Raw genomic sequence first — 18,350 nt, 5'->3', positions numbered from 1 at the left:
CTCGGGCAATTGGATCAGCGAGCCAGTTCCTTCAACCCAAGGCGGATGAGCTTGGCGCTGTCGGCGCCTTCACCGGCGGTCTTCATGGCGGCGGCAACGGCATTGGCAGCCTGGTCGCGGGAATAGCCGAGGTTCGTCAGCGCGGATACCGCGTCGGCGACAGGGGCAGCGGCAACACCTTCACCGAGCTCCTGCTTGAGGCCGATGGTGCCCGACGCTTCTCCGGCGAAGGCCGGCGCCTTGTTCTTCAGTTCGGTGACGATGCGCACGGCAACCTTGGGACCAACGCCCTGAGCGCGGGCGACTGCCGTGCGATCCTGCAGCGCGATGGCGTTCGCCAGTTCGCTTGGAGGTAGGGTCGAAAGGACGGCGAGAGCCACCTTTGCACCAACGCCCTGTACGCTCTGCAGGAGAATGAACCACTCTCTCTCGAGCGCGGTCATGAAGCCGAAGAGCTTCAGCTGGTCTTCGCGAACATAGGTCTCGATGAAAAGCACACAGGCCTCGCCCACCGAGCCGAGGCGAGACAGGGTGCGCGCCGAGCAGAAGGCGACGTAGCAGACGCCGTGGACATCGACGAGGACGTAGTCGTCGCCGATTTCTTCGATGGTGCCTTTGAGCTTGCCGATCATGCAAATGGTCCGTTCGGTGGGTTTTCAGTGAAGATTAGCCGGCAAGCGCTGCCTGCCGCATGCGGCTGCTGCCGCGGTTATGAGCGTGGCAGATGGCGATGGCCAGCGCGTCGGCAGCGTCGTTGCCCTTGAATTCGACCTTGGGCATCAGGATTTTCAGCATCATGTGGATCTGCTGCTTTTCGCCGTGGCCGACGCCGATGACCGCCTTCTTGACGGCGTTTGGCGCATATTCGGCGACGGGCAAACCGGCGCGGGCAGGGACCAGCATGGCAATGCCGCGTGCCTGCCCGAGTTTCAGCGTTGCAACGGCGTCCTTATTGACGAAGGTTTGTTCGACGGCAGCCTCATCAGGCTGATAGCTGTGCACGACTTCCGCCAGGCCATCGTGCAGCTGGCAAAGGCGTGAGGCGAGGTCCAGGTCGCCGTCCGAGGTGACCGTACCGGACGCGACGAAGCGCAAGGAATTGCCGAGCGTGTCGATAATTCCCCAGCCCGTGCGGCGCAGGCCCGGATCAACGCCGATGATGCGAATCGTATTTTGCATGCTTCACCCTATTGCACTCGCCAAATAACTGCCATCGATATGTGAACAAAACAAAAACATTCCTTGTTTTTGCCACGCGCTGTTTACGGCAATTTAAGCTCCATAACCGACTTTTGATCCACAAAATGTCAGAGGAACTCCCTTCTCAGGAAGGCAAGGTTCCCGTTTTCTGTTTTCAGGTCAGCCGGCAGGATGTTCCACGCTCTGCCGGTATGAGCCGTTCCGGAAGGGTTCATCGTTCATGGTTCAGAGATTTAAATCCCTGTCCTTCAAGGTCATCGCGACCTTTATACTGCTGACCGCACTGTCGATTGCGGTCATCAACGTGCTTGCTTACTTCGCCAGCAGCCGCATTTCCGGTGAGCAGGCACTCAAGGCCAAGGAGAGCGTCCTGATCTTCCGCGGCGACATGCTGCAGGATCAGCTTGAGCAGTTGGAAAACCAGGCGAACTCGATTGCGCGCATCGAAGCGTTGCAGATGTCGATTACAAGCCTGAAGAGCGGTTGGAAGACAATCGAGAAGACGTCGGGTGATGCGCGCGCCGAATTGAAGAAGGTGTTCATCACCAACAATCCGAACCCGGCCGACCAGCGCGAAAAATTGGTGAAGCCGCAGGCACCAAGCGGCTTCTACTACTCCAACCATGAAACGACGCAGGGTGAAGTGGCCCGCGACCTGGAGAATACCGCCTTCAGCGACCTGCTGATCGCCGATCTCGATGGCAACGTCCTCTACTCCTACAAGAAGAACGACGATTTCGCGGAGAACCTGAAGACCGATGCATGGAAGGCGACCGGCGCCGGCCTTGCCTTCGCCAAGGCGATCGCCAACACCGCGAAGGCGACTGACGATTCCGCCCCCACCGGCTTTTCCGGTCTTCGCGTCGACGCGGCGAACGGCAAGTCGGCAATCTTCTATGCCGTGCCGATCGTCAAGCTCGGCGCGGCGAAGGGCGTGATGCTCTTCAAGGTCCGCGACAACATCATCACCAGCATTCTCGCCAAGGGCATCGTGTCCGGTAGCACGGCGCAAGCCGCTATCATCTCGGATGACGGATCGGCGATCGGCGTAAACTCGTCCGGCCAGCTGGCAACGCTCGATCCCACGCCTTTCACCTTCGCGAAGGACGCGCTGTCGGCCAAGGGTATGACGGTCGACGACTTCGATCGCGCCGATGGCTCGGCACGAGCCTATGTTCGCGGCATCGATTATCAGGGCTCCCGCTTCCTCGTCGTGGAAAGCGTCCGCATCAGCGAACTCAATGCTGGCTCGCTGGAGATCGCCACGCTCCTGACGATGATTGCGTTTGGTGTTCTGATCATCATGGCCGTGGCAACCTGGGCCATCACCAAGCTGCTGTTCTCGCCGCTTGCCCGGCTCGCGGACGTCACGCGTGACGTCGCCGACGGCAACCTCGAAGTCGAGATCGGCAGCCAGAACTGCGGCGACGAAATCGGCACGATGGCCAAGGCATTGGCGCGGTTCAAGCAGTCGCTTGTCGAGAGCCGCGACCTGGAAGCTGCCAGCAACGAAACGCGGGCTAGCGCGGAGCGGGATCGCCAGCAGCACATGGCTGAGCGCGAGGCGGAAGCACGGACCCTGCAGGAAGTCGTCAAGGCGATCGACGAGGGCCTGCATCACCTTGCCAACGGCGATCTTGCCTATCAGATCGAGACCCGCTTCCCGAACGAACTCGAAGGCCTCCGGGTCAACTTCAACGAGGCGCTGGCTACCCTCAGCGAAACGATGACGGCGATCGGCGGCAACTCGATGGCCGTGCGTTCGGGTTCCGAGGAAATGCGCACCGGTGCCGATGAGCTTGCCGGTCGGACCGAGCGGCAGGCCGCCTCTATCACCGAGACCGCGAATGCGATCGATGCGATCACCCAGTCGGTCCGCGTTCAGATCGAGCGTGCGGAGCAGGCCGAACGCATCGCCCGCGACGCCAAGCGGGAGACGACCGGCTCCAGCCAGATCATGCGCGAGACAATTGCCGCGATGGAGGCGATCCAGGCGTCGTCGCGCCAGATCAATTCGATCATCGCCGTTATCGATGCGATCGCCTTCCAGACCAACCTGCTGGCGCTCAATGCCGGCGTCGAGGCTGCACGGGCAGGCGAGTCCGGCAAGGGCTTCGCCGTGGTCGCCATGGAAGTGCGCGAACTGGCACAGCGTTCATCGAGTGCCGCAAAGGAAATCTCGAGCCTCTTGCAGAAGTCCACGCATGAAGTGGAGATGGGTGTGTCGCTCGTCGAGCGTGCCGGCGACGCGCTGACGGGGATCGGCAGCCATGTGGAGGCAATCAACGGCCAGATCAGCGAGATCATGGAAACGACGCGCGAGGAAGCCGACACCCTGCGTCAAATCAACTCCGCGGTCTCAGAGCTTGATGCGATGACGCAGCAGAATGCCGCCATGGTCGAGGAAACGACGGCTGCGATCCATCGGCTCGCGACCGAAGCGGTCGAAATGGACCGGCAGCTGGCGAATTTCACGCTGGCGCAGGCGGAACATCACCAGGGCACCGAGGTGCACCTGCTGCGACGTCGGGCTTGAACGGTAATCGGCAGATGAACGAGGGCCGGGAGACCGGCCCTTTTTATTTCCCGCTCGTTTGGAATGGGCCGAGCGGCCACCTACATAGACCTGTCCTTCCAATTACCGACAGGCTTCGTCATGGTTCCCTTCTCCATTCTCGATCTCTCTCCTGTTCCAGAAGGCGGGACGATCCGCCAGTCGCTCGAGAGTTCGGCGCGCATGGCGCAGAAGGCCGAAGAGTTCGGGTACAACCGCTTCTGGCTTGCGGAACATCACGGCATGCCGGGGATTGCCAGCGCGGCGACGGCGGTCGTGATCGGCCACGTCGGCGCGGCAACCAAGCGGATCCGCATCGGCTCGGGCGGCATCATGCTGCCGAACCACTCGCCGCTTGTCATTGCAGAGCAATTCGGAACGCTGGAAGCGCTGTTTCCGGGCCGCGTCGATCTCGGCCTCGGGCGTGCGCCCGGCACCGACATGCGGACCGCCCAGGCCCTGCGGCGCAATCTCGATGCGGGGGCCCAGAGCTTTCCGAACGACGTGGTCGAATTGCAGCAGTTGCTGGGCACGCCGATCGAGAACCAGGCGATCCTTGCGGTTCCCGGCATGAATTCCAACGTTCCGATCTGGCTTCTGGGTTCCAGCCTCTACAGCGCGCAGCTCGCCGCGATGTTGGGGCTGCCTTATGCCTTCGCCTCGCATTTCGCGCCGGACTCGCTGCTTGATGCCATTGACATCTATCGCAGCCGCTTCACACCGTCCGCCGTGCTCGACAAGCCCTATGTCATGGTTGGTGTCATGGGGTCCGTTGCCGCAACGGATGAGGAGGCGCAATACCATTTCACCTCGGCCCAGCAGCAGTTCGTCAATCTGCGCCGCAATGTGCGCGGCCAGTTTCCACGGCCGGTCGCCGATATGGGGAGCTTCTGGTCCCCGATGGAGAAGCTGACGGTCGAGCACACGCTGCGCTATGCCGTCGTCGGGTCGCCGAAGACCGCGGAGGCAAAGCTCACCGAATTCCTTGCCGAGACGCAGGCGGATGAAGTGATCATCTCCATGCCGATCCACGATATCGAGGCGAGATTGAAATCGGTCGAGCTTTTCGCCGGGCTTGGAAACTTCCTTCGCGCTGCGGCGTAATGCCGCGCATCGTGGGCGCTTCGCGGCCCACAGCCATTTGTGCGAATTGACTTAGCGCAGTCGGGCCATAGCTTTGCTTGATCATACATGTCGTTTGCACGGCGTTGTGGCGACACAAGTGTGATGGACGGCGCACGCCGCAAATCGCGCGCGCGGCCGGTTTCGAGCAACCTTTGGAGGATGAGGATTGCTATGCGTTACCATGGTCTTGCTGCTTTGATTTCACTGATCTGTCTTTCCGCCTCGGCTGCAATCGCCCAAGAGGGCGACGTGGCGGCCGGGGAAACGGTCTTTAAGAAGTGCGCGGTCTGTCATATTGCCGACACCGACAAGAACAAGGTCGGGCCGTCGCTAAACCACCTGTTCGGCCGAACAGCCGGGACGCATCCGGATTTTGCCTATTCAGCGGCGATGAAGGCGGCGGGCACAGCCGGGTTGGTCTGGGACGAAGCGACTCTGCGCGATTATCTTCACGACCCAAAGTTGAAGGTTAAGGGTACGAAGATGGTGTTCGTCGGGCTGAAGGACGACGGCGATATCACCAATCTGCTAGCTTATCTCAAGCAATTCTCGAAATGAAATCAGCTTATTGATGTAGAGGCAGACGGCTCGTTGGCGTCATTTCGCGCCATTGCCGTGATGTTTTGTTTATGAGATAGTCCTAACGCAAGTGCCAGCGGATTGCGGGTAATTTCCACAGCCGGCCGGGCATTGGGAGGAACGCATGGTTGTCGTGCTGGTTCTCGGTCTGATCGTCATCGGGTCGGTGGTTTTCCACCTGCTCAGCCCGTGGTGGTGGACTCCGATCGCTTCGAACTGGAACTACATCGACAATACCATCATCATTACATTCTGGATCACCGGCATCGTCTTCGTCGCGGTGATCTCCTTCATGGCCTACTGCATCTTTCGTTTCCGCCATCGGCCGGGCAATCGGGCCGCCTACGAGCCCGAGAACAAGCGTCTGGAATGGTGGCTTGCCGGCAGCACGGCCCTTGGTGTGGCAGCGATGCTGGCGCCTGGCCTCGTCGTGTGGAACCAGTTCGTGACGGTGCCGCCGGATGCTGGCGAAATCGAAGTCGTAGGGCAGCAGTGGCTGTGGAATTTCCGGTTGCCGGGCGCCGATGGCAAGCTCGGCAGGGCAGACAATCGAGCGGTGACGGCCGACAATCCGCTCGGCGTGATCAGGAACGATCCGGCTGGCCTCGACGACATCATCATCTCAGGCGCCGAACTGCACTTGCCGATCGGCAAGTCGGTCCGCGTACACCTGCGCTCGATCGATGTGCTGCATGATTTCTACGTTCCCGAGTTCCGGGCGAAGATGGACATGATCCCGGGTTCGGTCACCTATTTCTGGTTCACGCCGACGCGGACGGGCACGTTCGAAGTGCTGTGCGCGGAGCTTTGTGGCGTCGGACATCCGCAGATGCGAGGGACTGTTGTTGTCGACGAGCCGGACGCCTACCAGGCGTGGCTCGCGCAGCAGCAGACGTTTTCGCAGCTGATGGCAGCGGTTGAACCGGCCAAGTAGGCCGGCGTTGCGGCCGGGGGAGCGGCCGTAACGGGAGGAGGAAGGAAGGCATGCGATGGTTGATATTCCAACCAGTGCCGGCGATGTTATCCCACCCGCCGAGGTGGCGGATGTTGAGCTCTATCATCCGAGGAGCTGGTGGACGAAATACGTCTTCAGTCAGGATGCCAAGGTCATTGCCATTCAGTATTCGGTGACGGCCTTTTCGATCGGTCTGGTGGCGCTGGTGCTGTCGTGGCTGATACGGCTGCAGCTCGGGTTTCCCGGCTATTTTTCCTTCATCGACGCGGATCATTATTACCAGTTCATCACCATGCACGGAATGATCATGGTGATCTATCTCCTGACCGCGCTCTTCCTCGGCGGCTTCGGCAATTACCTCATTCCGTTGATGGTCGGCGCTCGCGACATGGTGTTCCCCTATGCGAACATGCTGAGCTACTGGCTTTATCTGCTGGCCGTGATCGTGCTTGTTGCGGGCTTCTTCGCTCCTGGCGGACCGACGGGGGCCGGCTGGACGCTTTACCCGCCGCAGGCACTGACGTCAGGTACGCCAGGCGGGCGCGACTGGGGTATCATCCTGATGCTCTCGTCCCTCATCATCTTCATCATCGGCTTCACGATGGGTGGCTTGAACTATGTCGTCACCGTGCTGCAAGGGCGGGCGCGCGGCATGACGCTGATGCGGATGCCATTGACAGTATGGGGCATTTTCACAGCAACCGTCATGGCGTTGCTGGCTTTCCCGGCGCTCTTCGTCGCCGCCGTCATGATGCTGTTCGACCGGCTGCTCGGCACCAGCTTCTTCATGCCTGCGATTGTCGAAATGGGCGAGCAGCTGAAATCCGATGGCGGTAGCCCGATCCTGTTCCAGCACCTCTTCTGGTTCTTTGGTCATCCGGAAGTCTACATCGTCGCGCTTCCGGCATTCGGCATCGTCTCCGATCTTATCAGCACGCATGCGCGCAAGAACATCTTCGGCTACCGCATGATGGTCTGGGCGATCGTGATTATCGGGGCGCTGAGCTTCATCGTATGGGCGCATCACATGTATGTCAGCGGCATGAACCCGAATTTCGGGTTCTTCTTCGCCACGACAACGTTGATCATCGCCGTGCCGACCGCGATCAAGGTCTACAATTGGGTGCTGACGCTGTGGCGGGGTGATATCCACCTGACGCTGCCGATGCTGTTTGCCATCGGTTTCATCGTGACCTTCGTCAATGGCGGGCTGACCGGACTGTTCCTCGGCAACGTCGTGGTGGACGTGCCACTGTCCGATACGATGTTCGTGGTAGCGCATTTCCACATGGTGATGGGCGTCGCGCCCATCATGGTGGTCTTCGGCGCAATCTATCACTGGTATCCGAAGATTACCGGGCGGATGCTCGACGAGGTTCTCGGTCGGATCCACTTCTGGGTTACCTTCATCGGCGCCTATGCGATCTTCTTCCCCATGCATTATGTAGGCCTGGTGGGCGTGCCGAGGCGCTATTTCGAGCTTGGCGACACGGTTTTCATTCCGCCTTCGGTGCATGACCTGAACATGTTCATTTCGGTCGCGGCGCTTGTCGTCGGGGCGGCGCAGATGGTGTTCCTGTTCAATGTCATTTGGAGTCTGTTCCGCGGCCGCGAGGCCGGTGGCAATCCGTGGCGAGCGACGACCCTCGAGTGGCAGACTCCTCAGACGCCGCCCGCCCATGGCAACTGGGGCAAGGAGCTTCCGATCGTCTATCGCTGGGCCTACGACTACAGTGTACCCGGCGCTCCCGAAGACTTCATACCCCAGAACCAGCCGCCTATGGCCGGAGTGTCGAGGGCGCACACATGAGTGTGGTTCTTGTCTTTCTCGCGGTAATAGCCGCAATCGTCATCTGGTGGCTGTCCGGGCAGAGGATGATGTCGAAGCCATGGATGGAGGTCGGCACGCTTGATGATATCGGCGGACCGGCGAAGCCGCCGATCCCGACCGCCAAGATCGGCCTCGGCATTTTCCTCGCGGTGGTCGGCGCGCTCTTTTCCCTGTTGGCCAGTGCTTATCTTTCGCGAATGAGCGGTGCGGATTGGTGGGCAATACCCGTTCCTCGGCTTCTTTGGGCGAATAGCGCTGTCTTGATCGCCAGCTGCGCGGCTCTGCAATGGGCGGTGGTTGAAGCGCGCCGGGGCGCCGATGACGGCCTGCGGCTTGCGCTTGATATAGCGCTGGCGACCGCAGTGCTCTTTCTTGCCGGGCAGGTCGTCGCCTGGCTGCAGCTGGTCGCGGCCGGATATGTCCTTGCCGATAACCCGGCAAACAGTTTCTTCTACATGCTGACGGGATTGCATGGCCTGCATATCCTCGGTGGGCTGGCAGTGCTTGCGCGAACCAGATTGCGCTTGCTCGCAGGCGGCACCGCCGCTTCCGCCAGGCTGCGCCTCGGTGTCGAGCTCTGCGCCACCTACTGGCACTTCATGCTCGTCGTGTGGCTGCTTCTCTTCGCGCTTTTTACCGGCTGGGCAAACGACTTCGTCGATCTCTGCCGCCAACTCGTTTCTTAAGGGGTGGACGATGGCCGAACTGACCCGAATGCAAACTGACGACGTCGCCATGGGGCCGCCCGCCGGCCTGCGCGGCGTGGCGGCCGACTTTGCCTCGGACCAGCGGGCGTTCAAGAACGTCTCCTGGGGCAAGGCCATGATGTGGATCTTTCTCCTCAGCGATACTTTTATCTTCGGCTGCTTCCTGCTGGCCTATATGACCGCGCGGATGTCGACGCCGGTTCCGTGGCCTAATCCGAGCGAGGTCTTCGCGCTCAATATCGGCGGCCAGGAGGTCCCGCTGATCCTCATCGCGATCATGACCTTCATCCTGATCAGCAGCAGTGGCACGATGGCCATGGCTGTCAATTTCGGTTATCGCCGCGAGCGCGGGAAAACGGCCGCTTTGCTGCTTCTGACCGCCGCGCTTGGCGCGACCTTTGTCGGAATGCAGGCTTTCGAATGGACGAAGCTCATCACCGAAGGCGTGCGCCCCTGGGAAAACCCGTGGGGCGCGGCACAGTTCGGATCATCCTTCTTCATGATCACCGGTTTTCACGGGACGCACGTGACCTTCGGCGTAATCTTCCTGCTTGTTACCGCGCGCAAGGTATGGCGCGGGGACTTCGATACGGGCCAGCGCGGCTTCTTCACAAGCCGCAGGGGTAGCTATGAGAACGTCGAGATCATGGGCCTGTACTGGCACTTCGTCGACCTCGTCTGGGTCTTCATCTTTGCCTTCTTCTATCTGTGGTGAGGTCGCATCCATGGCACAGGCACAAGCACATTCCGGCCAACAGCATCCGATCAGGCTCTACCTCGTCGTCTGGGGATTGCTGTTCGTCCTCAGCACCTTCTCCTATCTCGTCGATTATCTCGGCATCCAGGGTTATCCCCGCTGGACGCTCATCATCGTCTTCATGATGCTGAAGGCCGGACTGATCGTTGCCATTTTCATGCACATGGCCTGGGAACGGCTGGCGCTCGTCTACGCGATATTGCTGCCGCCACTGCTCGTCCTCGTCTTCGTGGCGATGATGGCGTCGGAGTCGCACTACACGATCTTCACCCGGCTTGCCTTCCTCGGCGGGGCCGGTCCCTGAGTCGGCCGTTAAAGGGCTACATGATCTTCTCGTTCGGATAGACGCCCGATAGGGCGGACTGGCGAACGAACCCGCCGACGTCATGGCCAGTCACCTCGACATTGCACCATGTACCATCACATGAGCGGACGGCGACCCGGACGCGCGCCGCGAGCTTTGCAACGGCATTCGCTGACGCGCGCGGTGTAGCGCGGATCGGCACCGGCGAGGCCATCCAGGGGCCGATCAGCACAGTGCGGTGGCTGGATAGCAGCGCGCGATGCATGCAGCCGGAGATGCCATCGGCGGATGTCATTTGGCTGGGGAGCACGATGCCGAGCAAGCAGCCGGCAGCCAGCACGCCCAGCCGGTGTGCTGCACGGTATCGACGGCGTGCCATGGCCTAGTTGCAGGATGCCATGCGCTTCAGGGCAGCGGTCACCCCGTTCAGGGAATAAGTATAGGTGGTCGCCGTGCCGCGCTGGGAGACCGCTTCGACCGTCATGTCGCTACCGGAGCGCATGGCGCTGATGACGTCATGCTCGCGCGATTCTTCAAGCACCCAGGCGGACTTGCCCCTGGTGAACATCGTAAACGTCTTGTCGCCGATTGCGATCTTGGCCCGGGAGCCGGGCTTCAGTTCGTAGCCCATGATCGCTTGTGGCTCATATCCGGCGCCCGGCGCCCGACCGATCACGAAGTAATTGCTGCCATGATCGACGCTTGCCGGTTGCTTGCTTGTCGGCACTGTCAGCAAATAGCACACCGTCTCGCCGCCCTTGCTGTAGGAATAGACGCCCCAGTCCTCGAACTGCTTGACCATTGTCGGCTGCGCATGGGCGGCAATTGCACCGGCAAGAGTGAAGGAGAGTACGAGAGCTATTCTTTTCATGGGCATTTTCCCCGCCGAAAGTGTGAGAGACGCTGGTCTTGGAACAGACCGGCTGGAGCGAACGCGGCGCATTCAAGTCGGCGAGGGTTACCGAGACCTTAACGGCGGGCTGGGGGTAACGAACGTGTGACCGATCGATCACCTGATGTGAATGGACGGCCAAAACGAAAGGCCGGTCATGTCTTCCATGGCCGGCCCGCAGGCCCAAGGCCCCTCTTCGCCTGATGTTCCGGATGTCAGTTGCCTGTCTGCCGCACCGTCTTCTGAGCGATCGCCTTGGCAAGATCGTCACGCTCCTCGCAGCCGTTCGGGCAAAGCGTCGTCAGTCGTGCGAGCTGGTCGTTCGCCTTGGCCATGTCGCCGGTCTCGACGTAGAGTTCGCCCAGATATTCGCGGGCGGCCTTGTGGTCGGGCTCGAGTTCCAGCGCCTTGGCGTAATAGGTCAGCGAGGTCCGGTAGTCTCCGGTCTTGCGCAGGGTAAAGCCAAGCAGATTGTAGACGTCTGCCTGCTGCGTATCCTCGGCAAGGCCGCGAAGCTCGTCCCGCGCCCCCTGATAATCCCCGGCAGCGATCTTGGCGCGCACCGACGTCAAATCTGGCGCATTGGTGGATTCGATATTGTCGATGGCGAAGGCCGGAACGGCTTGGATCGCGGGAAGGGCAGCGGTTGCCGCGATCAAGGCGATCGTACCTGCCAGAACATGTCTCTTCATGATCGTTTCTCCTTCAGTTTCTCATGCCTGGATCTTGGGGGTGAAGCCGTAGACGTTGCCGTCCTTGACGAAGGTGCCGGAGCCCGGGAACGGAAAATGCGAGCCGCAGATCGCGATCTTGTCTGCGATGACGCGGTCGATCAGCTTGCGGCGCGTCTCGATCGCCATCGGCCCGTCCTGGTCGTAGGCGCCCTGCCATTCCGGATGCGGGGCGAGCAAGGCCGGCACGTACATGATGTCGGCCGACACCATCAGCTGTTCGTTTCCGCCGTCGACGAGATAGACGGAGTGGCCGGGCGTATGTCCCGGCGCTGATATCATGCGGATGCCGGGCGCTACCTCGGCGCCGTCCTCGACGAGTTTCCAGTTCTGCCATTTCGGGAAAACATTGGCGATGCGCTGGCCGGCCGCCTTACGGCTTTCCGCAAGCTTTTCGACGCGGCCAGACTCCGTCCACCAGCTATACTCGGCTGCGTTGACGATCAGTTCGGCATCGGGAAAGACGGCCGCATTGGTGCCCTTGTCCATCAGGCCCCAGACGTGGTCCGGATGGAAATGTGAGAGCAAGACCGTGTTGATCTTCCTGTAGTCGATGCCCGCCGCCGCCATGTTGGCGGGTAGGTGTGTCGCATTCGCCTGCCACTGGCCGACGCCCGATCCGGCATCCATCATGATCAGCCGGTCGCCCATCTTGAGGACGACGACGGTGAGGGGGATCGGCATGAAACCGGTCGGCAGGCCGGCCTTGGCAAGCGCCTCCTTGGTGTCTTCAATTGAGGCGTTCTTGATGAAGCCTGGGTCGTGCGGCTTTCGCCAGATACCGTCATAGATGGCGGTGACCTCGACCGATCCGACCCTATATCTGTAGAAGCCGACGCTCGGCTCGTCGGGCGTTTCGGCAAAGACCGGTGAAACGAATTCCAGTTTCGAGGCAAGGCCGAAGGCGGCGCCCGCGGCGGCGGTGCCGAGAACGGTACGGCGTGTCATGGTGAACATCGCAAGTCTCCTCTTGTCGGGTGCTATGATGCAGCGGCAACACGACAATGGGTGCCGCCGCTGCCAGACAAGATCGAGGCCGGCCGGCAGTTATTCCCGGCATGCCGGGCAATCTTCCTAAGCTGATGAAACCGATGGGAGATTTTTCGCGACGGCATCCAGAACCCTTCCCGTGAACGCTTTTCCTCGAAAAAAATCGCGCCGGGACGGAATAAAATGATGGTCAGGGCGATCTATCTTGCGGAAGGCATAAGGGCGATCCGATGCGGTCGGCCGAACCCGGGGAAGACGATGACAGAGGCTGAGATCGCGGATTTCCTTTCATTCGAATGCCAGCGCACGCCATTAGGTGCCGATCGGGCGATTGCCGGTACCGGGCGGATGGCGGCTCGCCTTCTGAAAGCCCTCTCCGCCATGATCGGCATGTCGTTGGCGATGACGCGGCCGCTGCTCGACCCGCAAGCGGCCACGATGAGGACGCCTGCCGCATCGGCCGAAACGATGCAACGCTTCCAGAAGGCCATCCTTCCGCAGCTGGACGACGCCTACAATTTCGCCCGCTTCCTCAGTCGCGATCCCGATGCTGCTGGAGATATCGTCCAGGAAGCCTTCCTGCGCGCCTATCGGAGCTTCGAAGGCTATCGCGGCGGCGATCCGCGCGCCTGGATGTTTTCGATCGTCAGAAATTGCTACCGCGCCTGGCTACTCGACGGCCGCCGGAAGGCGCATTTCGAAGTGCCGATGGCCGAGGACGTCTCGACCGGTGAAGCGGATATCGCGACTTGCCAGATCGCGTCCGACGACGACACGCCGGAAGCGTCCGTGATCCGCAAGAGCGAGTCCGAGCGCGTACGGCGGGTCATCGGCGATCTTTCCGACCCGATGCGGGAGGTGCTGGTGCTGCGGGAACTCGAGAGCCTGTCCTATCGGCAGATCGCCGAAATCATCGACGCGCCGATCGGCACCGTCATGTCCAGGCTCGCGCGGGCACGGGAGGAATTCGGCAAAGCCTGGCTGGCCCTGGAAAAGAGCGGGGTGGCGCCATGAGCGATGAAAGCCATCGAGCCTGTCCCGAATGGAGCGACATGCTGCACGGTTTCGTCGACGGTGAGCTCGATTCGGTCCATTCGGCGCAATTCGAGGCGCATCTTGCCGGTTGCGCCTCCTGCAGCGCCGCGCTGGCAAGGGTGACTGCCATACGGAAGGTCATCGGTGGAAACGGGGTCAAATGGCGCGCGCCGGAGGAAGTGCGTTCTCGGGTCCTAAGTAGCCTGTCCCTCGAGACTGCCGCAACCGTGGATCAGGAGAAGGCGGCTGCGGCCGAAAACGGCATCTGGCCGCGGATCTTCGCGTTCATCCGGCAATGGAGCCTTGTGCCGTCGTTTGCTGCGCTGGCCGCAAGTCTCTTCCTGTTCGTCAATCTGCCGCGTGGGATAGATATCCAAGATCAGATCGTCGCCAGCCATGTCCGCTCGCTGCTTGCCGATCACCTGGCTGATGTGCAGACCTCGGATCGACACACCGTCAAGCCCTGGTTCAACGGCAAGATCGACTTCTCTCCGCCAGTCGTCGATCTCGCGGCCCAGGGGTTTCCCCTGATCGGGGGCAGGGTCGACTACGTTGGCGGACGGGTCGTCGCGGCTCTGATCTATCGGCTCCGCGGACACGTGATTAATCTCTTTATATGGCCGGGTACGTCGACGGCACCGGGCAGTGCGGAACGCGAGGGATACAATATTAGTCGATGGTCGAGCGGCGGACTGGTGTTCTGGGCGATAACCGATGCCAGCGCCGAAGATCTTGCCGCATTCCGCAAGAATTTTATAGCGCAGGCCGGCTTGGCGCCCGAGGAAGAGCGTCCTTGAAACGAAAGCGCCGGCGGGAACAATCCGGCCGGCGCGATAACATGATGCTTCCTTGCAGGTCTCAGGCCGAAAGCTTGGCCAGAACCTCTTCGTCGACTTCGAAATTCGAGTAGACGTTCTGGACATCGTCATCGTCTTCCAGGCTGTCGATCAGCTTCAGCAGCGACTGGGCACGTTCTTCGTCGACGGGCACGTTGTTCTGGGCGCGCCAGACGGCCTTGACGGTTTCGGCTTCGCCGAGCGAGGTCTCGAGGGCCTTGGCGACTTCGCCAAGAGACTCAAAGGCGCAGGTGATGTAGTGGCCCTCTTCGTCGGTCTCGACGTCGTCGGCGCCGGCTTCGATCGCCGCTTCCATCATCTTGTCGGCATCGCCAGCGGATAGCTTGTAGGTGATCTCGCCAACGTGGTCGAAGGAGAAGGATACCGAGCCCGTTTCGCCAAGTGCGCCGCCGGCCTTCGTAAAGATCGAGCGGACGTTGGAGGCAGTGCGGTTGCGGTTGTCGGTCAGGGCTTCGACGATGATCGCCGTGCCGCCCGGGCCGTAACCCTCATAACGGACTTCATCGTAGTTCTCGCCGTCGGCACCGGAGGCCTTCTTGATGGCGCGGTCGATATTGTCCTTTGGCATGGACTGCGCCTTGGCGTTCTGGATCGCCAGACGCAGGCGGGCGTTCATCGAAGGGTCGGGCAGACCGGCCTTGGCCGCAACCGTGATTTCACGTGCGAGCTTGGAGAACATTTTCGATCGCACGGCATCCTGACGGCCCTTGCGATGCATGATGTTTTTAAACTGTGAATGGCCAGCCATGGCACCCCTGTTCACGTCGTATTGTTAGGAATGGGCCGCCTTATAAGAGCGAAATTGGCCGCATTCAAGGGAAAACGGCTCTGTCGCGCCGGTCGCTCGTGTATCCGGAATGGCGGAACAAACCCCAGGAAGTTGACGTTTCGCCCACGGACCCTCGAAATGGAAGGAAGTGCAATGGCTAGTTTCAACGAGGCGCGGGAACACCCGGCACGCCAGCTCTGGGACCAGGTGAACGACATTCATGCCGGCATGCTCGGCGTGGACGGGGCCGACATGCACATGCAGCCGATGGCGCCGAACGCCGATCCGAAGACCAACACGATCTGGTTCTATACGAAATCCGATGCGGCGATCGTACGTGCGATCAAGCCGGGGACTCGGGCGCATTTCTGCGTGGTCGGCAAGGATCACGACTACCATGCCTGCCTTGCCGGCAAGATCGAGGTGCGGCCCGACCCGTCAAAGGTAGACGAGTATTGGAACTCGCTCGTCGCCGCCTGGTATGACGACGGCAAGAAGGATCCGAAGCTCACGATGCTCGCCATGCATGTCGACGACGCCGAGATCTGGGTTTCGACAGGCAATAAGCTGAAGTTCGGCTGGGAGATCGCGAAGGCCAACCTCGACGATGACAAGATGCCCGATGTCGGCATCAGGCAGCACTTGCAGTTCGCCTGAGAAGAATAGGCCCGGCGCAGTCCGGGTCTTTTACTGCATGCCCTTCGCGACATAGATCAGCGGCTTTTTCGGCAAGGTGCGCAGCGAGACGGAGATCGTGTTCGTCGGCGCGTAGCTGATGTCGAAATCGGGTCCGAACATCGACAGGAAGCTTTGCAGTGGGCGCGGCTGATGCATCGGCAGGATCAGCGAGGCGCGCAGGCGCTTGATGACGCGGCTCATGCTGTCGGAACCCATCGTCAGCCCACCATCCACCGGCACCATCACGACATCCAGCCGGCCGATGTCCGTGTAGTGAGCCTCCGTCAGTTCGTAATGCAGATGGCCGAGATGACCGATGCAGAGACCGGCAACCTCGAAGATAAAGATCGAGTTCCCATCTTGCTGCGGCGCGCCGAAGCCGCCCCTGATATCGGTAGTGACATTGCGGATGTAGGTGTCGCCGACCATGAGGTTGATCTTGGCCTTCTCGCCCGGGACGTCGCTCCATCCATGCAGCACGTATCTGATGGCCGGGTCGGTCACCAGAGTATAGTGCGAGGAATGGGCGCGGTTCATGGTGACGACCATCGGCGCCTGGGGCGGCGAGTACCAGCCGCTGTAATCGGTCGCGATCGTTACGCCACCTGGCGTTTCAATGAGGAAGGTGGAGTGCCCGATGTAGGTCAGCGTAACCGATTGGTCGGTGGCGGTGGCATCGATGATCGGTGCCGAGCCCGTGAAGCTGGCAAAGGTCGCTTGCGGGATCGATTGGGCGATGGCCTGGCACTGGCTGACGTTTCGCTGTTCCTCCTGAGCGGCGGCCGCTTCCGCGGCAACCAGGACCATCAGGCAGGCGATTGCGAAAACAAGAAAACGCGGCTTCATGCCACTTCCTCCAGCGCTCTCACGGATAGGCTCGGGAGGATGCGGCAAGGCGCAGCAGCGGTCCAGTTGAAATCCGGAGTCGCTTCTCACGTTTGCGTCATGGCGGGAAAGGCTCTAGCGCCAGAACTCCGGAATAGTCTCGGCAAGCCGGGGACCGAGACGCAGCGGAGCGATTTTTTCAGCCAGGCCGGTCGCATCGGAGATCTCGACGCCGACACCGCAGATGGTGGCAGGGCCGGTCGCTGCTTCCATGCGGCCCTTCGGCATCTTGGAGATGAACCGGTTCAGCGGCTCCTCCTTATCCATGCCGAGCGAGGAGTCGTAGTCGCCGCACATGCCGGCATCCGACATGTAGGCGGTACCACCGTTCAGGATCTGGTGGTCGGCGGTCGGCACATGTGTGTGGGTGCCGACGACGAAGCTGGCGCGGCCGTCGACGAAATGACCGAAGCACTGCTTCTCGCTTGTCGCTTCGGCATGGAAGTCGAAGATGATCGCATCGGCCTGTTCCTTCAGCGGGCAGGCATCGAGGATCGCTTCTGCAGACTTGAAGGGATCGTCGAGTTCGGGATGCATGAAGACGCGACCCATGACATTTGCGACCAGCACGCGTGCACCGTTGCGGGCGTAGAACAGCCCCGAGCCGCGGCCCGGCGTGCCCTGCGGATAGTTGGCCGGTCGCAGGAACTGGTCGTGACGCCCGGCAAATGCGACCGCTTCCTTCTGATCCCAGACGTGGTTGCCCGTCGTGACGACATCGGCGCCGGCGTTTATCGTCTCGAGGAAGATATCCTCGGTGATGCCAAAACCGCCGGCGGCGTTCTCGCCGTTGACGACGACGAAATCGAGCTTCAGGTCAGAAATGAGGCCGGGGAGGCGGTTCCAGACGGCGGTGCGTCCGGTCTTACCCACCATGTCACCCAGAAAAAGCAGTCGCATTGCTATCCAATCCAAGAGGCAAAAAGGCGAAGCCCGCTTTCCGTCAGGAGGGCGTCCAGGCTGACATCGTGCGGCTCGTCGGGCACATGTGCCACTTCCTGGCAGTCGAATGCAATGCCGATCAGCTTGGGATGCTGGCCTTTTTGCCGCAAACGCTCGATGGCGCGGTCGTAATAGCCGGCACCGTAGCCAATGCGGTGGCCGCGATTGTCGAAGGCGGAGAGCGGCACCAGCATGATTTCGGGATCGAGCACGGCGGCGTCCGCCGGCGGGCCGGACGTGCCGAAGCCTGTGCTGACCAACGGCACGCCGCGCACAAGTTCGCGAAACGCGATCGTCTGCTTGTCGAGGATGGCAGGCACGCAGAGCCGGGCCCCACGTGCCTGGAAGCGTGCCAGAAGCGGCCGGATGTCGGCCTCCGAACGGATCGGCAGGAAGCCGGAGACGACAGTGCCCGGATCGAAGGCGACGGCCTCGCCGGCATGCTCGGCCATGGCCAGGCTCATCTCGATGCGCGTGGCCTCTGGGATGGCGTCGCGCAGTGCAAGCCGGCCGGCTCGCATTTCGGCTTTCATTTCTTTCGGGGTCATACGGTCCATCG

At 61.1% G+C, this 18,350-nt stretch carries 21 protein-coding genes; 11 read left to right on the top strand and 10 right to left on the bottom strand.

All coding sequences use genetic code 11. From position 1 onward, the window contains the following. Positions 1-14 precede the first annotated feature (14 nt). Positions 15-632, bottom strand: a complete 618-nt coding sequence (ruvA, locus tag AS026_RS21870; RefSeq protein WP_062371768.1) for a Holliday junction branch migration protein RuvA — start codon at positions 630-632, stop codon at positions 15-17. 34 nt (positions 633-666) lie between these two features. Then, the gene (ruvC, locus tag AS026_RS21865) at positions 667-1,179 is read right to left on the bottom strand and encodes a crossover junction endodeoxyribonuclease RuvC (protein ID WP_018858852.1); all 513 of its coding nucleotides are present in this window, start codon (positions 1,177-1,179) and stop codon (positions 667-669) included. Between the two features lie 241 nt (positions 1,180-1,420). Between ruvC and AS026_RS21860 the strand changes: the two genes are divergently transcribed. The 8 genes from AS026_RS21860 to AS026_RS21825 all read left to right on the top strand — a co-directional run bounded on the left by AS026_RS21860 (position 1,421) and on the right by AS026_RS21825 (position 10,012). Beyond that, a complete protein-coding gene (locus AS026_RS21860; protein ID WP_062371767.1) occupies positions 1,421-3,736 on the top strand; it encodes a methyl-accepting chemotaxis protein in 2,316 nt (771 codons plus the stop codon). A gap of 120 nt (positions 3,737-3,856) precedes the next feature. Next, positions 3,857-4,858, top strand: a complete 1,002-nt coding sequence (locus AS026_RS21855; protein WP_062371839.1) for an LLM class flavin-dependent oxidoreductase — start codon at positions 3,857-3,859, stop codon at positions 4,856-4,858. Between the two features lie 192 nt (positions 4,859-5,050). Beyond that, positions 5,051-5,437, top strand: a complete 387-nt coding sequence (locus tag AS026_RS21850) for a c-type cytochrome (RefSeq protein ID WP_025660896.1) — start codon at positions 5,051-5,053, stop codon at positions 5,435-5,437. A 145-nt stretch (positions 5,438-5,582) separates the two neighbouring features. Beyond that, positions 5,583-6,392, top strand: coding sequence for a cytochrome c oxidase subunit II (locus AS026_RS21845; protein ID WP_018858848.1), 810 nt, complete (start codon positions 5,583-5,585; stop codon positions 6,390-6,392). Between the two features lie 55 nt (positions 6,393-6,447). Continuing rightward, positions 6,448-8,223 (top strand): cytochrome c oxidase subunit I, encoded by a 1,776-nt coding sequence (gene ctaD / locus AS026_RS21840; protein WP_062371766.1) that lies wholly within the window; start codon positions 6,448-6,450, stop codon positions 8,221-8,223. Continuing rightward, positions 8,220-8,930: a cytochrome c oxidase subunit 3 gene (locus AS026_RS21835; protein WP_062371765.1), complete on the top strand. Its 711-nt coding sequence runs from the start codon at positions 8,220-8,222 to the stop codon at positions 8,928-8,930. Before ctaD ends, AS026_RS21835 begins: the two co-directional genes overlap by 4 nt. Positions 8,931-8,940: 10 nt before the next feature. Beyond that, on the top strand, positions 8,941-9,666 hold the full coding sequence (locus tag AS026_RS21830) for a heme-copper oxidase subunit III family protein (RefSeq protein ID WP_018858845.1): 726 nt from the start codon (positions 8,941-8,943) through the stop codon (positions 9,664-9,666). Positions 9,667-9,676: 10 nt separating this feature from the next. Further along, positions 9,677-10,012, top strand: a complete 336-nt coding sequence (locus tag AS026_RS21825; RefSeq protein WP_018858844.1) for a cytochrome C oxidase subunit IV family protein — start codon at positions 9,677-9,679, stop codon at positions 10,010-10,012. Between the two features lie 16 nt (positions 10,013-10,028). On the opposite strand, the gene AS026_RS21820 is transcribed toward AS026_RS21825, so the two are convergent. From AS026_RS21820 to AS026_RS21805, 4 genes are all read right to left on the bottom strand, one after another. Further along, positions 10,029-10,391, bottom strand: coding sequence for an SH3 domain-containing protein (locus AS026_RS21820; protein WP_062371764.1), 363 nt, complete (start codon positions 10,389-10,391; stop codon positions 10,029-10,031). A 3-nt stretch (positions 10,392-10,394) separates the two neighbouring features. Then, positions 10,395-10,883, bottom strand: a complete 489-nt coding sequence (locus AS026_RS21815; protein ID WP_082728573.1) for an invasion associated locus B family protein — start codon at positions 10,881-10,883, stop codon at positions 10,395-10,397. Positions 10,884-11,119: 236 nt separating this feature from the next. Then, positions 11,120-11,596, bottom strand: coding sequence for a tetratricopeptide repeat protein (locus AS026_RS21810; RefSeq protein WP_062371763.1), 477 nt, complete (start codon positions 11,594-11,596; stop codon positions 11,120-11,122). A 21-nt stretch (positions 11,597-11,617) separates the two neighbouring features. Further along, positions 11,618-12,592: an MBL fold metallo-hydrolase gene (locus AS026_RS21805; RefSeq protein ID WP_062371761.1), complete on the bottom strand. Its 975-nt coding sequence runs from the start codon at positions 12,590-12,592 to the stop codon at positions 11,618-11,620. 291 nt (positions 12,593-12,883) lie between these two features. Here AS026_RS21805 and AS026_RS21800 point away from each other — a divergent pair, with 291 nt between their 5' ends. After that, positions 12,884-13,639 (top strand): sigma-70 family RNA polymerase sigma factor, encoded by a 756-nt coding sequence (locus AS026_RS21800; protein WP_113472030.1) that lies wholly within the window; start codon positions 12,884-12,886, stop codon positions 13,637-13,639. Then, the gene (locus AS026_RS21795) at positions 13,636-14,457 is read left to right on the top strand and encodes an anti-sigma factor family protein (protein WP_062371757.1); all 822 of its coding nucleotides are present in this window, start codon (positions 13,636-13,638) and stop codon (positions 14,455-14,457) included. The genes AS026_RS21800 and AS026_RS21795 overlap by 4 nt, the downstream gene beginning before the upstream one ends. A 61-nt stretch (positions 14,458-14,518) precedes the next feature. Here the strand turns inward: AS026_RS21795 and AS026_RS21790 are convergent, their stop codons facing one another. Then, positions 14,519-15,265, bottom strand: a complete 747-nt coding sequence (locus tag AS026_RS21790; RefSeq protein WP_062371755.1) for a YebC/PmpR family DNA-binding transcriptional regulator — start codon at positions 15,263-15,265, stop codon at positions 14,519-14,521. Between the two features lie 174 nt (positions 15,266-15,439). Between AS026_RS21790 and AS026_RS21785 the strand changes: the two genes are divergently transcribed. Further along, positions 15,440-15,943 carry a pyridoxamine 5'-phosphate oxidase family protein gene (locus tag AS026_RS21785; RefSeq protein ID WP_025660906.1) on the top strand — a complete coding sequence of 168 codons (504 nt, stop codon included), beginning with the start codon at positions 15,440-15,442 and terminating at the stop codon, positions 15,941-15,943. Positions 15,944-15,973: 30 nt separating this feature from the next. Here AS026_RS21785 and AS026_RS21780 read toward each other — a convergent pair whose 3' ends face one another. The 3 genes from AS026_RS21780 to AS026_RS21770 all read right to left on the bottom strand — a co-directional run bounded on the left by AS026_RS21780 (position 15,974) and on the right by AS026_RS21770 (position 18,339). Further along, a complete protein-coding gene (locus AS026_RS21780) occupies positions 15,974-16,810 on the bottom strand; it encodes an MBL fold metallo-hydrolase (RefSeq protein ID WP_062371752.1) in 837 nt (278 codons plus the stop codon). Positions 16,811-16,924: 114 nt separating this feature from the next. After that, positions 16,925-17,749, bottom strand: a complete 825-nt coding sequence (locus AS026_RS21775) for a TIGR00282 family metallophosphoesterase (RefSeq protein WP_016557201.1) — start codon at positions 17,747-17,749, stop codon at positions 16,925-16,927. 2 nt (positions 17,750-17,751) lie between these two features. Further along, positions 17,752-18,339, bottom strand: a complete 588-nt coding sequence (locus AS026_RS21770) for a 5-formyltetrahydrofolate cyclo-ligase (RefSeq protein WP_062371838.1) — start codon at positions 18,337-18,339, stop codon at positions 17,752-17,754. Positions 18,340-18,350 lie beyond the last annotated feature (11 nt).

This window comes from Rhizobium altiplani (assembly GCF_001542405.1).
Taxonomy (GTDB): domain Bacteria; phylum Pseudomonadota; class Alphaproteobacteria; order Rhizobiales; family Rhizobiaceae; genus Rhizobium; species Rhizobium altiplani.
Note: the sequence above shows the minus strand (reverse complement) of the source record. Positions and strands in the feature narration are given on the sequence as shown.

What these genes read in the sequence shown, in the direction of transcription:
- ruvA (WP_062371768.1), bottom strand. Translation starts at nt 632, where the DNA reads ATGATCGGCAAGCTCAAAGGCACCATCGAAGAAATCGGCGACGACTAC.
- ruvC (WP_018858852.1), bottom strand. Translation starts at nt 1,179, where the DNA reads ATGCAAAATACGATTCGCATCATCGGCGTTGATCCGGGCCTGCGCCGC.
- AS026_RS21860 (WP_062371767.1), top strand. Translation starts at nt 1,421, where the DNA reads ATGGTTCAGAGATTTAAATCCCTGTCCTTCAAGGTCATCGCGACCTTT.
- AS026_RS21855 (WP_062371839.1), top strand. Translation starts at nt 3,857, where the DNA reads ATGGTTCCCTTCTCCATTCTCGATCTCTCTCCTGTTCCAGAAGGCGGG.
- AS026_RS21850 (WP_025660896.1), top strand. Translation starts at nt 5,051, where the DNA reads ATGCGTTACCATGGTCTTGCTGCTTTGATTTCACTGATCTGTCTTTCC.
- AS026_RS21845 (WP_018858848.1), top strand. Translation starts at nt 5,583, where the DNA reads ATGGTTGTCGTGCTGGTTCTCGGTCTGATCGTCATCGGGTCGGTGGTT.
- ctaD (WP_062371766.1), top strand. Translation starts at nt 6,448, where the DNA reads ATGGTTGATATTCCAACCAGTGCCGGCGATGTTATCCCACCCGCCGAG.
- AS026_RS21835 (WP_062371765.1), top strand. Translation starts at nt 8,220, where the DNA reads ATGAGTGTGGTTCTTGTCTTTCTCGCGGTAATAGCCGCAATCGTCATC.
- AS026_RS21830 (WP_018858845.1), top strand. Translation starts at nt 8,941, where the DNA reads ATGGCCGAACTGACCCGAATGCAAACTGACGACGTCGCCATGGGGCCG.
- AS026_RS21825 (WP_018858844.1), top strand. Translation starts at nt 9,677, where the DNA reads ATGGCACAGGCACAAGCACATTCCGGCCAACAGCATCCGATCAGGCTC.
- AS026_RS21820 (WP_062371764.1), bottom strand. Translation starts at nt 10,391, where the DNA reads ATGGCACGCCGTCGATACCGTGCAGCACACCGGCTGGGCGTGCTGGCT.
- AS026_RS21815 (WP_082728573.1), bottom strand. Translation starts at nt 10,883, where the DNA reads ATGAAAAGAATAGCTCTCGTACTCTCCTTCACTCTTGCCGGTGCAATT.
- AS026_RS21810 (WP_062371763.1), bottom strand. Translation starts at nt 11,596, where the DNA reads ATGAAGAGACATGTTCTGGCAGGTACGATCGCCTTGATCGCGGCAACC.
- AS026_RS21805 (WP_062371761.1), bottom strand. Translation starts at nt 12,592, where the DNA reads ATGTTCACCATGACACGCCGTACCGTTCTCGGCACCGCCGCCGCGGGC.
- AS026_RS21800 (WP_113472030.1), top strand. Translation starts at nt 12,884, where the DNA reads ATGACAGAGGCTGAGATCGCGGATTTCCTTTCATTCGAATGCCAGCGC.
- AS026_RS21795 (WP_062371757.1), top strand. Translation starts at nt 13,636, where the DNA reads ATGAGCGATGAAAGCCATCGAGCCTGTCCCGAATGGAGCGACATGCTG.
- AS026_RS21790 (WP_062371755.1), bottom strand. Translation starts at nt 15,265, where the DNA reads ATGGCTGGCCATTCACAGTTTAAAAACATCATGCATCGCAAGGGCCGT.
- AS026_RS21785 (WP_025660906.1), top strand. Translation starts at nt 15,440, where the DNA reads ATGGCTAGTTTCAACGAGGCGCGGGAACACCCGGCACGCCAGCTCTGG.
- AS026_RS21780 (WP_062371752.1), bottom strand. Translation starts at nt 16,810, where the DNA reads ATGAAGCCGCGTTTTCTTGTTTTCGCAATCGCCTGCCTGATGGTCCTG.
- AS026_RS21775 (WP_016557201.1), bottom strand. Translation starts at nt 17,749, where the DNA reads ATGCGACTGCTTTTTCTGGGTGACATGGTGGGTAAGACCGGACGCACC.
- AS026_RS21770 (WP_062371838.1), bottom strand. Translation starts at nt 18,339, where the DNA reads ATGACCCCGAAAGAAATGAAAGCCGAAATGCGAGCCGGCCGGCTTGCA.